The 12819-nt window shown below is 42.3% G+C and carries 16 protein-coding genes, 1 pseudogene and 1 other annotated feature; of the genes and pseudogenes, 12 read left to right on the top strand and 5 right to left on the bottom strand.

Going from position 1 to position 12819, the window contains the following annotated elements; genetic code table 11:
* Positions 1-54: 54 nt before the first annotated feature.
* The gene (locus tag MK395_RS04650; RefSeq protein WP_125826072.1) at positions 55-549 is read left to right on the top strand and encodes an Imm6 family immunity protein; all 495 of its coding nucleotides are present in this window, start codon (positions 55-57) and stop codon (positions 547-549) included.
* 33 nt (positions 550-582) lie between these two features.
* Entirely contained in the window at positions 583-1059 is a 477-nt protein-coding gene (locus MK395_RS04645; protein ID WP_125826071.1) for an Imm6 family immunity protein, read from the top strand.
* Between the two features lie 88 nt (positions 1060-1147).
* On the opposite strand, the gene yidA is transcribed toward MK395_RS04645, so the two are convergent.
* Entirely contained in the window at positions 1148-1954 is an 807-nt protein-coding gene (yidA, locus tag MK395_RS04640) for a sugar-phosphatase (RefSeq protein ID WP_268711369.1), read from the bottom strand.
* A 9-nt stretch (positions 1955-1963) separates the two neighbouring features.
* Positions 1964-3271: an HD domain-containing protein gene (locus MK395_RS04635; protein ID WP_268711368.1), complete on the bottom strand. Its 1308-nt coding sequence runs from the start codon at positions 3269-3271 to the stop codon at positions 1964-1966.
* A 71-nt stretch (positions 3272-3342) separates the two neighbouring features.
* Between MK395_RS04635 and MK395_RS04630 the strand changes: the two genes are divergently transcribed.
* Positions 3343-3720 carry a YwiB family protein gene (locus MK395_RS04630; RefSeq protein ID WP_080980989.1) on the top strand — a complete coding sequence of 126 codons (378 nt, stop codon included), beginning with the start codon at positions 3343-3345 and terminating at the stop codon, positions 3718-3720.
* Positions 3721-3744: 24 nt separating this feature from the next.
* Here MK395_RS04630 and MK395_RS04625 read toward each other — a convergent pair whose 3' ends face one another.
* Positions 3745-4827, bottom strand: coding sequence for a DEAD/DEAH box helicase (locus MK395_RS04625; RefSeq protein WP_070568870.1), 1083 nt, complete (start codon positions 4825-4827; stop codon positions 3745-3747).
* Positions 4824-5801, bottom strand: a complete 978-nt coding sequence (locus MK395_RS04620) for a Gfo/Idh/MocA family protein (RefSeq protein WP_070568867.1) — start codon at positions 5799-5801, stop codon at positions 4824-4826. The genes MK395_RS04625 and MK395_RS04620 overlap by 4 nt, the downstream gene beginning before the upstream one ends.
* Before the next feature lie 156 nt (positions 5802-5957).
* On the opposite strand from MK395_RS04620, the gene MK395_RS04615 reads away from it, so the two are divergent.
* The 4 genes from MK395_RS04615 to rpmA all read left to right on the top strand — a co-directional run bounded on the left by MK395_RS04615 (position 5958) and on the right by rpmA (position 7848).
* On the top strand, positions 5958-6644 hold the full coding sequence (locus MK395_RS04615) for a YoaK family protein (protein WP_001238359.1): 687 nt from the start codon (positions 5958-5960) through the stop codon (positions 6642-6644).
* 64 nt (positions 6645-6708) lie between these two features.
* Positions 6709-6829: a sequence feature (ribosomal protein L21 leader region), on the top strand.
* 34 nt (positions 6830-6863) lie between these two features.
* A complete protein-coding gene (gene rplU / locus MK395_RS04610) occupies positions 6864-7178 on the top strand; it encodes a 50S ribosomal protein L21 (protein WP_000109141.1) in 315 nt (104 codons plus the stop codon).
* A gap of 15 nt (positions 7179-7193) precedes the next feature.
* Positions 7194-7538 (top strand): ribosomal-processing cysteine protease Prp, encoded by a 345-nt coding sequence (locus tag MK395_RS04605; RefSeq protein WP_000613705.1) that lies wholly within the window; start codon positions 7194-7196, stop codon positions 7536-7538.
* A 16-nt stretch (positions 7539-7554) separates the two neighbouring features.
* Positions 7555-7848, top strand: a complete 294-nt coding sequence (rpmA, locus tag MK395_RS04600) for a 50S ribosomal protein L27 (protein ID WP_000916509.1) — start codon at positions 7555-7557, stop codon at positions 7846-7848.
* A gap of 165 nt (positions 7849-8013) precedes the next feature.
* On the opposite strand, the pseudogene MK395_RS04595 reads toward rpmA, so the two are convergent.
* Positions 8014-8085, bottom strand: a pseudogene (locus MK395_RS04595) (AraC family transcriptional regulator); the annotation flags it as partial.
* Here MK395_RS04595 and MK395_RS04590 point away from each other — a divergent pair.
* The 5 genes from MK395_RS04590 (at position 8078) to MK395_RS04570 (ending at position 12816) form a co-directional block, all read left to right on the top strand.
* Entirely contained in the window at positions 8078-8986 is a 909-nt protein-coding gene (locus MK395_RS04590; protein ID WP_001025717.1) for a LysR family transcriptional regulator, read from the top strand. The pseudogene MK395_RS04595 and the gene MK395_RS04590 overlap by 8 nt on opposite strands.
* The gene (lspA, locus tag MK395_RS04585) at positions 8983-9450 is read left to right on the top strand and encodes a signal peptidase II (protein ID WP_268711367.1); all 468 of its coding nucleotides are present in this window, start codon (positions 8983-8985) and stop codon (positions 9448-9450) included. The genes MK395_RS04590 and lspA overlap by 4 nt, the downstream gene beginning before the upstream one ends.
* On the top strand, positions 9434-10333 hold the full coding sequence (locus tag MK395_RS04580) for an RluA family pseudouridine synthase (RefSeq protein ID WP_268711366.1): 900 nt from the start codon (positions 9434-9436) through the stop codon (positions 10331-10333). The genes lspA and MK395_RS04580 overlap by 17 nt, the downstream gene beginning before the upstream one ends.
* Before the next feature lie 101 nt (positions 10334-10434).
* Positions 10435-11544: a glutamate 5-kinase gene (gene proB, locus MK395_RS04575; RefSeq protein WP_038805062.1), complete on the top strand. Its 1110-nt coding sequence runs from the start codon at positions 10435-10437 to the stop codon at positions 11542-11544.
* Between the two features lie 9 nt (positions 11545-11553).
* Positions 11554-12816, top strand: a complete 1263-nt coding sequence (locus MK395_RS04570; RefSeq protein ID WP_268711365.1) for a glutamate-5-semialdehyde dehydrogenase — start codon at positions 11554-11556, stop codon at positions 12814-12816.
* Positions 12817-12819 lie beyond the last annotated feature (3 nt).

Raw genomic sequence — 12819 nt, 5'->3', positions numbered from 1 at the left:
CCACGTTTTTCAGTGGATCACCAAGTTAGTTTTTTAGTAATAGAAGGAAAATCGATGAATGATAATAGAAATTTATTGCGCTTCCTACAGGAGTTGATAGACGTTCTTGTAGATTGTATCAGTGAGAAAGAATATCAGGAATTTGTCCTTGATTCCTTAAAACTTTCAAAACAGGAGCTTGATAAAGAGAGTGGGTTTTGTCCATATGATTTATACAATCGATTGGAAAATATGGATGAGCAGGATATCTTGACATTTCAGGAGCTGGATAAGAAAACCAATCCACTAGTTTGGAACTGTATCGCTAATTTCTTTGTCCTGATTTGTCATTATTCTTATATGGCTTCGGGGGAAGTCTACCTGCCACAAACGATTGAAAGTGTCGACGAGGACACACTTGAGGTACTTTCTTTAAGTTACAAACAAATCCTATCTGAAAATAGTGAACTCATTTCACAAATATCTGAAACAGAAATAAAAGGATATTTAAAGGACGATCTCATTAAAAACTACTTTGGTCCACTATTTTTATCAGATGAGAATGGATAGGCTATTTCGTTCAAGTATAGATTAGGAGAGGATGTGCTGACTAGTTATTTTATGTTGATTTTTGCTGAGGCAATTGCGAATCTTATGGAAACGCAATATATTTCACACATTCGAAGCGCCTTGGATGCATGTTGGAGTTTTTGGGAGAATAGAGATAAAAGGGGAGAGGAACTTTATCGTTTATTAGATGATGGGACAGACTTCGGCGGAATATTTATCTACATGCAGTTAGATAAAAATGAAGCGAATGGTATCTTGTGGGACAACATTAGTTATGCAATAGGTGTGACTGCTAAAGAAGCTTTTGGGTTTGAAAATAAGAAGGAGTTTCCTTCTCCCTTAGAGAACATTGAACCTGGTTTGCTTGATGTCTTTATTGAAAATTTAAAAGAAATCAGCGTGGATCTTTATCATCACGTCGAAGCTGTAAAATCTTTCATCAATAGAAATCCATATCCATCAAGAGAGTCTGCTTTAAAAGAACTAGATAAGATGGGCATACTTAGATGATTTGGTGAAAATTCAAAAAGAACACCCCATAAGTTAGAATTTTATCTCTAATTTATGGGGTGTGGTTCATTTTTTAAGCTTAAGCATTTTACAATACCCACGTACGAATAGCATGGGCTACGCCAGATTCGTCATTCGTTTTGGTGATGTATTTGGCGATTTTTTTGAGTTCTGGATTTCCATTTTCCATGACAACTGGATTACCCACGACTTCCAGCATGGCGCGGTCATTTTCTTCGTCCCCGATGGCCATGGTTTCATCTTTGGTTAATCCGAGTTTTTCGGCTAAGTGAGTGATGGCTGAGCCCTTGTCTATATTCTTTTTAAGGAGTTCAAGGTAGAAAGGAGCAGATTTGTTGATAGAGTAGCGCTCGTAAAATTCTGCTGGGATTTTTTCAATTGCAGCATCGAGAATTTCTGGTTCATCGATAAACATACATTTGACGATTTCTTTGCCAGCCATTTCTTCAGGAGTACGGTAGAAAATGGGCATGCTGACGAGGCTTGATTCATGCACTGTGTATTTTCCGATATTGCGATTGGCAGTGTAGATACCGTCCTTGGTAATGGCGTGCATGTGAACACCGAGCTTGCGACTGAGGAATTCCATATCTAGATAATCCTCATAAGTCAAGGATTCGCTAATAATCTCATGTCCAGTAGCAGTTTCTTGGACAAGGGCACCGTTGAAGGTCACGACATAGTCACCTTGGTCTCTCAACTGCAAGTCGTCCAGAAGTTTGGCAACGCCTGCGATAGGACGACCGGTTGCAATGACGACTTTGACACCAGCTTGTTTGGCATCTTGGATAGCAGAAAAGACTTCCGGAGTGATCTCCTTTTGACTGTTGACTAGGGTACCATCAATATCGACGGCGATTAGTTTAATACTCATATATTTCCTCTATTCGTTCTTATTTGGGGTAAAATGATCGTTCTCAATCAAGTGTAAAAATTGCTGGGTGATGCTTGCGAAGATGCTGTTTTGGTCTAACATTTCTTTTGGAAAATAGAAACGATTGTCTCCGTGGCGGCTGCCAGCAAGGGATTGGACGATAGGAGACAGGCTAGAGAGTTCAGCCAGTTCTCCATTTTTCTGTAGAATCTCAATCTGAGTCCGTGGATTTTCAGATTCGGGACGATAGATATCATAAGGGAGGTCAAAGTTCTTATGAATAGCTGTGTAGTAGTCTGGATCAAAACCGATTTCTTCAACCATTTGTCTCATGGTTGCGAGTTGGTCTTGGTCTTTTTCTGAAAAAGTAATGGATTTAAAGACCTTGCGGTTGACAAAACGTTGCGATAAGTCGGCTAATATCTTGTCAGGACTGGTCATCCAGAGTTGGAAGTAGGTATTCATCACGCCATCATCCAGAGCCAGATAGTCAGATAGAGTAACTTTCTTTTCAAAAAAAGGTAGCAAATGAGGAGAAGTGCGTGCAAAGAAATCCTTATCTTCAGGATAGAGTTCCTTGGCGCGTTTGAGGAGATTTTGTAGGAGAACTTCCATGGCACGTGTTGCTGGGTGGAAATAAACCTGCATATACATCTGGTAGCGACTGAGAACATAGTCTTCGATGGCATGCATTCCATTGCGCTGAAAGGCGATCCCATTTTCGACAGGACGAATGACTCGTAGGATACGTGTCAGGTCAAATTCCCCATAAGATGCCCCTGTAAAATAGGAGTCGCGCAAGAGATAGTCCATGCGGTCTGCGTCAATCTGACTAGAAATGAGTTGCACCACCTGCTTGTTGGGATAGGTATGGTCAATGACACTGGCTACCTTTTTGGGGAAATCTGGAGCTACTTGTAGCAGGACTTGGTGAATCTCTGTCTCAGGATTTTGGATGATTTCCTGAGTGATGGCCTCATGATCTGTATCAAAAAGATTTTCAAAAGTATGGGAGTAGGCACCATGCCCAAGGTCATGGAGGAGCGCAGCAGTCATGGTCAAGAGAGACTCAGCAGGATCCCATTCTTCAGGATATTTTTCTTCAAAAATCTCCGTGATACGACGAGCAATCTCGTAGACCCCCAAACAGTGGGAAAAGCGACTGTGCTCCCCACCATGGAAAGTATAGCTGGAAGTCCCTAGCTGTTTGATACGACGCAGACGTTGAAATTCTTTTGTATTGATCAAGTCATAGATGACCTGATTATTGACATGGATGTAGTTGTGAACTGGGTCACGGAATACTTTTTCGTTCATATGACCATTATAGCAAAATCCTGGTCTTTTTGGTAAAATAGTAGGACAAGAGACAAGAAAGAGGATTTGATGTGAAGATTCGGATGCGAAATAGGATTCAGTTTGATGAGCAGTTAGAAGTGGTTGACCAGCTTTATGACGTTGAAGTGCATGAAAAAGGGGATTACAGTTATTTACTCTTTTATAATGAGGAAAAGGAAAAAGTGGTTCTCAAGTTTCATGATCAAGAACTGGTGATGACTCGTTTCTCGAGTCCCAAAACCATCATGCGTTTTCTAAGGGATAGTGATAGTTTAGCCTATATTCCTACACCTATGGGCATGCAGGAGTTTATCATTCAAACGAGTCACTACAAACTGGATGGGCAAAAGATTGAGCTTGCCTATCAACTGCAAAACCAAGAGGGACACCCCTTTGCCAGCTATCAATTAGAAATTACTTGGGGATAAGAAAAAGGTTGGCGAATGCCAACCTTATTTGATATAGAGTTCTTGATTTTTTAGGACAATTTCTCGAACTGTAGCAAACTTCTTGAGTTTTTTAAGTTCTTCAGGATGGGTTACGAGAGTGATCACATAGCCTTCTTTACCCATTCGACCTGTACGGCCAGCGCGGTGAGTGTAAGTTTCCATGTCTCTAGGAATATCAAAGTTTACGACACATTCTAGGCTATCGATATCAATTCCGCGAGCCAGAAGGTCTGTTGCAAGGAGCAAGGTTAACTGCTTGTCCTTAAACTTTTCCAAGATAACTTTTCTAAACTTGACATTGACATCACTAGCGAGGGAAACAGCCAAGACATCTCGATATTGCAGTTTTTCTTCCGCACTTCCAAGGTCTGATAGGCTATTAAAGAAGACAAGGCCACGAAAATCCTCTACATGAGCCAGTTTTCGTAGCATATCCACTCGGTGACGTTGGTCTACCTGCATGTAGAAATGCTGGATGTTATCCAATTTTTGGTCAGAGAGATCAATAGTGCGCGTGTTTGGCGCAATCTTTTCTTGGTCAAACTTGGTCGTCGCACTCATGTAGATGAGTTGATGGTCACGAGGTGCGTAGTGAGTGATTTTCTCGACAAAGTGAATCTGAGAATCATCGAGCAATTGGTCAAATTCATCCAGGATGATGGTTTCCACATTCATCATCTTGATTTTTTTCAATTTAATCAACTCAAAGATACGGCCAGGGGTTCCAATCAGTATTTCTGGTCCTTTTTTGAGTCGTTCAATCTGGCGTTTCTGACTGGAACCTGATAAGAAGAGCTGAGCAGTCAAGCCGATAGCCTCTGCCCACGTTTTACATACATCAAAAATTTGTCCAGCAAGTTCTGTATTTGGTGCTAGAATCAAGAGTTGCTGGGCTTTTTTCTTTTGTAGTCTGAGAAGACTTGGCAGGAGGTAAGCTAGGGTCTTACCAGTTCCTGTTGGGCTCACTCCTAGAAGATTTTCTCCAGCAAGAATGGGCTCAAATAGTCGAGTTTGAATGGGGGTGAATTCTTGGAAACCGAGCTGGTCGCTTAGTTCTTGCCATTCAGTGGGTAGTTTGGTTTTCATTTTTCTGCCTCAAATCTAATGCCAGCAGTCTGGCGCATGGTATATAATAGGTCATGAACAGAACCTGCATCATCCAGCCAGTTCTGGTAAAGTGTCTGGTCTGGTTGCTGAATCATCTGTGCAAACGCAGCAACTTCCTCAGTCATCGTATGAGGAGCTTGTTGGATAGGGAGCTGGACTTGCTTTCCTCGGTGGTCGGTAAAAATAGCTGAGCAGACATGCTCAATCGTGTTGAGGGTCAAGGTTCCGTCTACTGTATAAATCTCGCAAGGAAGATTGGAAGTGATGTCTTTCCCAGCTTTGATATGAACTTGAAAGTCAGGGTAGAAGAGGATACCGTCTCCATTTAGGTCAATGCTATTGTCAAGCTGTTGAGCCTGATAGGTCGCGTCCTGAGCTTTTCCAAAGAGGCGAACGGCAGCATAGAGAGGATAAATCCCCAAGTCCATAAGAGCTCCACCAGCAAAACGGTCTGAAAAGACATTTGGCGTTTGTCCAGCCAATAAGTCAGGCATCTTGGAAGAATACTTGGCATAGTTGAAATCAGCTCCTAAGATTTGCTTGTCTGTCAAAAAATTCTTAATAGTGGTAAAAGCTTCCTCGTGGTAGTTTCGTGCCGCTTCAAAGATAAAACAGTGATTTTTCTCAGCTGTTTGTTTCAAATCTAGCCATTCTTGTGGCTGAGTGACAGCTGGCTTTTCAAGAATGACGTGCTTACCAGCAGACAAGGCAGCCTTGGCTTGAGCAAAATGCAAGGAGTTTGGACTAGCGATATAGACTACGTCAAAGGAAGACTTAAAGAAGTCTTCTAATTGATTAAAGAGTTGGATATCTTGATAACAAGAAGCAAAGGTTGCGGCAGTTTCTCGTTTTCTAGAATAGACTGCGACCAGCTGGTATTCTCCGCTAGCATGGGCTGCTTCTATGAAATGATGGCTGATAGCGCCTGTTCCGATGACACCTAATTTAAGCATAAATACTCCTTTTCCGACTTCAAATCCTTCCTTCATTATAACATAGAAAAGAAAGACTATCCAATAGATGGTAAAAATTTTCAAATGGACTACGCATTTCTTGGAGAAAATGGTACAATATTGAAATGAGTAAATGAAACTGAAATGGGAGAGAAAATGAGATTATTACCAATAAGAAAAATATCACGTCAGTCTAAGAGGCTAGCGCTTTTTTTGACTTTTTGTGCAGGATATGTCGATGCCTATACCTTTATCGTTCGAGGGAACACCCTTGTGGCTGGACAAACTGGGAATGTTGTTTTTCTCTCTGTAGGACTCATTCAGCAGAATGTCTCGGACGCCAGTGCTAAAGTGATGACCTTGTTGTCCTTTATGATGGGTGTCTTTTTTCTGACATTGTATAAGGAAAAACTTCGAATTGTTAAAAAGCCGATTTTGTCCTTGATACCACTCGCGGTCTTATCCATAATCATTGGTTTTGTTCCCTTGTCAGTAGACAATATCTACCTAGTTCCACCCTTAGCGTTTTGTATGGGACTGGTGACAACAGCCTTTGGAGAAGTTTCGGGTATCGCCTATAATAATGCCTTTATGACTGGGAATATTAAACGAACCATGTTGGCTTTTGGGGATTATTTCCGAACCAAGCATACGCCTTTTCTACGGGAGGGCTTGATTTTTGTTAGCTTGCTTAGTAGTTTTGTCTTCGGAGTTGTTTTCTCAGCTTATTTGACGATTTACTATCAAGAGAAGACAATTCTAGGTGTTCCTTTTATGATGAGTATCTTTTACTTCAGCATGCTTTTTGCTTTTTGGAGGAAAAAAGGGAAAGAAAAAGCTTAATTTTAATTGATTTCACTTGTAAGAAAAAAGAAGATATGCTATACTTGAAGAGTTGACTATGCACAGTCCTGTGCAACCGCACGAACATCGTTTGCTCGTTGTATAACAAATTTAAATTTTGTTATACTTAGAGCTCTTCTTTTAAGTGGTTCGTCCCACGATGCTAGGCGAGTCTTCACAATAATACGGGGAAACCCTAAAAATCATAGGAGGTGCATAATGAGCACATACGCAATTATCAAAACTGGCGGAAAACAAGTTAAAGTTGAAGTTGGTCAAGCAGTTTACGTTGAAAAATTGAACGTTGAAGCTGGTCAAGAAGTTACTTTTAACGAAGTTGTTCTTGTTGGTGGTGAAAACACTGTTGTCGGAACTCCACTTGTTGCTGGAGCTACTGTAGTTGGAACTGTTGAAAAACAAGGAAAACAAAAGAAAGTTGTTACTTACAAGTACAAACCTAAAAAAGGTAGCCACCGTAAACAAGGTCACCGTCAACCATATACAAAAGTTGTCATCAACGCGATCAACGCTTAATTTTAAGGAGAACACATGATACAAGCAGTCTTTGAGAGAGCCGAAGATGGCGAGCTGAGGAGTGCGGAAATTACTGGACACGCCGAAAGTGGCGAATACGGCTTAGATGTCGTGTGTGCATCGGTTTCTACGCTTGCCATTAACTTTGTCAATTCCATTGAGAAATTTGCAGGCTATGAACCAATCTTAGAATTAAACGAAGATGAAGGCGGCTATCTAAAGGTTGAAATACCAGCGGATCTTCCTTCACACCAGAGAGAAATGACCCAGTTATTCTTCGAATCATTTTTCTTAGGTATGGCAAACTTATCGGAGAACTCTTCTGAGTTCGTCCAAACCAGAGTTATCACAGAAAACTAACACGGAGGAAAACATTATGTTAAAAATGACTCTTAACAACTTGCAACTTTTCGCCCACAAAAAAGGTGGAGGTTCTACATCAAACGGACGTGATTCACAAGCGAAACGTCTTGGAGCTAAAGCAGCTGACGGACAAACTGTAACAGGTGGATCAATCCTTTACCGTCAACGTGGTACACACATCTACCCAGGTGTAAACGTTGGACGTGGTGGAGACGATACTTTGTTCGCTAAAGTTGAAGGCGTAGTACGCTTTGAACGTAAAGGTCGCGATAAAAAGCAGGTTTCTGTTTACCCAATCGCAAAATAAAAAGGTTCAGTAAACCTTTTTATCCCGAGCCTTAAAATGAAAAGGCGAGGAAGCTAGAAGTAGCATTAAATAAGGCTTTCCGAGTTTTCGGAGAGCCTATTTTTTTGTTTTGATACCCACAATTTTTTGTTACTAGTGTAGATGAATTTTGTGAGCGACATTATTTTTCCTAGGTGGAAAACTTCTAAAATATGGTATAATGAACAGATAGAGAAGTTGGGGGTAAAAGATGAACATTCAACAATTACGCTATGTTGTGGCTATTGCCAATAGTGGTACTTTCCGTGAAGCTGCTGAAAAGATGTATGTTAGTCAGCCGAGTCTGTCTATTTCTGTTCGCGATTTGGAAAAAGAGCTGGGTTTTAAGATTTTCCGTCGGACGAGTTCGGGAACATTTTTGACTCGTCGTGGAATGGAATTTTATGAGAAAGCGCAAGAATTGGTCAAAGGCTTTGATGTTTTTCAAAATCAGTATGCCAATCCTGAGGAAGAAAAGGATGAATTTTCCATTGCCAGCCAGCACTATGACTTTTTGCCACCAACGATTACGGCCTTTTCAGAGCGTTATCCTGACTACAAGAACTTTCGTATTTTTGAGTCTACCACAGTTCAAATATTAGACGAAGTAGCCCAAGGACACAGTGAGATTGGGATTATCTACCTCAACAACCAAAATAAAAAGGGCATCATGCAACGGGTTGAAAAGCTTGGTTTAGAAGTTATTGAACTAATTCCTTTCCAGACTCACATTTATCTTCGTGAAGGGCATCCTTTAGCACAGAAAGAGGAATTGGTCATGGAGGACCTAGCGGATTTACCAACGGTTCGGTTTACTCAGGAAAAGGATGAGTATCTATACTATTCAGAGAACTTTGTCGACACCAGCGCGAGCTCGCAGATGTTCAATGTGACCGACCGTGCTACTTTGAATGGTATTTTGGAGCGGACAGATGCCTATGCGACTGGATCTGGATTTTTAGATAGTGACAGTGTTAATGGCATCACAGTCATTCGTCTCAAGGATAATCTAGATAATCGCATGGTCTACGTCAAACGGGAAGAGGTGGAGCTTAGCCAAGCTGGGACTCTTTTCGTTGAGGTTATGCAAGAATATTTTGATCAAAAGAGGAAATCATGAAAAAAAGAGGAATAGTAGCAGTCATTGTACTGCTTTTGATTGGGCTGGATCAGTGGGTTAAAGCCTATGTTGTCCAGCAGATTCCACTGGGTGAAGTTCGTTCGTGGATCCCCAATCTCGTTAGCTTGACCTACCTGCAAAATCGTGGGGCAGCCTTCTCCATGTTACAAGACCAGCAGTGGTTTTTTGCTGTTATTACACTGGTCGTCATGGTAGGAGCCATTTGGTATCTACATAAACACATGGAGGATTCTCTCTGGCTAGTTTTCGGACTGACTTTGATAATCGCGGGAGGTCTAGGCAACTTTATCGACAGAATGAGTCAAGGTTTTGTGGTGGATATGTTTCACCTAGACTTTATCAACTTTGCGATTTTCAATGTTGCTGACAGCTATTTGACAGTTGGTGTGATTGTTCTATTGATTGCAATGCTTAAAGAGGAAGTAAATGGAATTAAAAATTGAAACTGGTGGGCAACGTCTAGACAAGGCTCTGTCAGATCTGACAGAATTGTCACGCAGTCTCGCGAATGAACAAATCAAGGCTGGACAAGTCTTGGTGAATGGGCAAGTAAAGAAAGCAAAATACACTGTCCAAGAGGGCGATGTAGTCACTTACCATGTGCCAGAACCAGAGATTTTAGAGTATGTGGCTGAGGATCTGCCGCTCGAGATCATCTACCAAGATGAGGATGTAGCTGTTGTTAACAAAACTCAAGGGATGGTTGTTCATCCCAGTGCCGGTCATACTAGCGGAACCTTGGTCAATGCCCTCATGTACCATATCAAGGACTTGTCAGGTATCAATGGTGTTCTGCGACCGGGTATCGTTCACCGCATTGACAAGGACACATCTGGTCTGCTCATGATTGCGAAGAATGATGAGGCACACTTGGCACTTGCCCAAGAACTCAAGGATAAAAAGTCTCTACGCAAATACTGGGCTATTGTTCATGGCAATCTGCCAAATGATCGTGGTGTCATTGAAGCTCCGATTGGTCGTAGTGAAAAAGACCGTAAGAAACAGGCTGTGACTGCTAAAGGAAAGCCTGCAGTAACACGTTTTCACGTCTTGGAACGCTTTGGAGATTATAGCTTAGTGGAGTTGCAACTGGAAACAGGGCGTACTCACCAAATCCGTGTTCATATGGCTTATATTGGCCATCCAGTCGCTGGTGATGAAGTCTATGGTCCTCGTAAAACCCTGAAAGGACATGGACAGTTTCTCCATGCCAAGACTCTAGGCTTTACTCATCCGAGAACAGGTGAAACCTTGGAGTTCACAGCAGATATTCCAGAAATTTTTAAAGAAACGCTGGAAAGATTGCGTAAAACGGAGAATAGATAAAAGAGTTGAGATGCCTTATCTCAACCTTTTTCATTTCAAGTCTTTTCTATTTTAAAGTATTCATGTTATAATGGATAAATATGAAGAATCGGAGTGAGAATATGAAGTACAAACGAATCGTCTTTAAGGTAGGGACTTCCTCCTTAACAAATGAAGACGGGAGTTTATCAAGGAGTAAAGTAAAGGCAATTACCCAGCAATTGGCTATGCTGCATGAGGCTGGACATGAGTTGATTTTAGTGTCATCTGGGGCAGTTGCCGCTGGATTTGGAGCTTTGGGTTTTAAAAAACGTCCGACCAAGATTGCAGATAAACAAGCTTCGGCTGCAGTTGGTCAGGGACTTTTGTTGGAGGAATATACAACCAACCTCCTCATGCGCCAGATCGTTTCTGCACAAATCTTGCTGACACAGGATGATTTTGTAGATAAACGTCGCTATAAGAACGCCCATCAGGCCTTGTCTGTATTGCTTCATCGTGGTGCAATTCCCATCATCAATGAAAATGATAGTGTCGTCATTGACGAACTCAAGGTGGGTGATAATGACACTCTGAGTGCCCAGGTAGCGGCGATGGTCCAAGCGGACCTTTTAGTTCTCTTGACTGATGTGGACGGTCTCTATACTGGCAATCCCAACTCAGATCCAAGAGCTAAACGTCTTGAGAAAATCGAGACTATCAATCGTGAGATTATTGATATGGCTGGTGGAGCAGGTTCGTCAAACGGTACTGGGGGTATGCTGACAAAAATCAAAGCTGCAACTATTGCGACGGAGTCAGGTGTGCCAGTCTATATCTGCTCTTCCATGAAATCTGATGCCTTGATTGAGGCAGCGGAAGAGACCAAGGATGGATCCTTCTTTGTTGCGCAAGAGAAGGGCCTTCGTACTCAGAAACAATGGCTGGCCTTCTATGCTCAAAGTCAAGGAACGATTTGGGTAGATGGTGGAGCTGCAGAGGCACTTTCAAAAAACGGGAAAAGTCTCCTTTTATCGGGTGTGGTAGAAGTGGAAGGAAACTTCTCTTACCACGATATTGTAACAGTAGCAGATAAAGAAACAGGTCAATCTCTTGGAAAGGGACGTGTCCAATTTGGCGTCTCAGCACTAGAAGATATGCTCCGTTCTCAAAAAGCTAAGGGAGTCTTGATTCACCGTGATGACTGGATTTCCATAACGCCTGAAATCCAGCTACTCTTTACAGAATTTTAGAGGTGAACGATGGTAAGGACACAAGAACAATTTGAACAGGTACAGGCTGTTAAGAAATCAATCAATACTGCTAGTGAAGCAGTGAAAAACCAAGCCTTGCTAGCCATGGCTGATCAGTTATTGGCGGCTACTGAGGAGATTTTAGTGGCAAATGCCCTCGATATGGCAGCGGCCAAGGGGAAAATCTCAGATGTCATGCTAGACCGTCTTTATTTGGATGAGGGACGTATAGAAGCGATGGCAAGAGGGATTCGTGAAGTGGTTGCTTTACCAGATCCTATTGGTGAAGTCCTAGAAACAAGTCAGCTTGAAAATGGCTTGGTTATTACTAAGAAGCGTGTGGCCATGGGGGTTATCGGTATTATCTATGAAAGCCGTCCAAATGTGACGTCTGACGCGGCTGCTTTGGCTCTTAAAAGTGGCAATGCGGTCGTTCTTCGTAGTGGTAAGGACGCCTACCAAACTGCTCATGCTATTGTCACAGCCTTGAAGAAGGGTTTGGAGACGACTACCATTCATCCAAATGTGATTCAACTGGTGGAAGACACCAGCCGAGAAAGTAGCTATGCTATGATGAAGGCCAAGGGCTATCTAGACCTCCTCATTCCTCGTGGAGGGGCTGGCTTGATTAATGCAGTGGTTGAAAATGCCATTGTGCCTGTTATTGAGACAGGAACTGGAATTGTCCATGTCTATGTAGATAAGGATGCAGACGAAGACAAGGCTCTAGCCATTATCAACAATGCTAAAACCAGCCGTCCTTCTGTCTGCAATGCCATGGAGGTCTTGCTGGTTCATGAAGACAAGGCAGCAAGCTTCCTTCCTCGCTTGGAACAAGTTCTGGTTGCAGAGCGTAAGGAAGCTGGACTGGAACCAATTCAATTCCGCCTGGATGAGAAAGCAAGTCAGTTTGTTTCAGGTCGAGTAGCTGAGGCCCAAGACTTTGACACTGAGTTTTTAGATTATATCCTAGCGGTTAAGGTTGTGAGCAGTTTAGAAGAAGCAGTTGAGCATATTGAAGCTCACAGTACCCATCATTCGGATGCCATTGTGACGGAAAATGCTGCAACTGCAGCTTACTTTACAGATCAAGTGGACTCAGCAGCGGTTTATGTCAATGCCTCAACGCGTTTCACTGACGGGGGCCAGTTTGGACTTGGATGTGAGATGGGGATTTCTACTCAGAAACTGCACGCGCGTGGGCCAATGGGCTTGAAAGAGTTGACCAGCTACAAGTATGTGGTTACTGGTGACGGACAGATAAGGGAGTAAGAG

It is taken from the genome of Streptococcus oralis (assembly GCF_026782085.1).
Classification (GTDB): Bacteria; Bacillota; Bacilli; order Lactobacillales; family Streptococcaceae; genus Streptococcus; species Streptococcus oralis_DA.
This window is presented reverse-complemented; position numbering and strand designations above follow the sequence as displayed.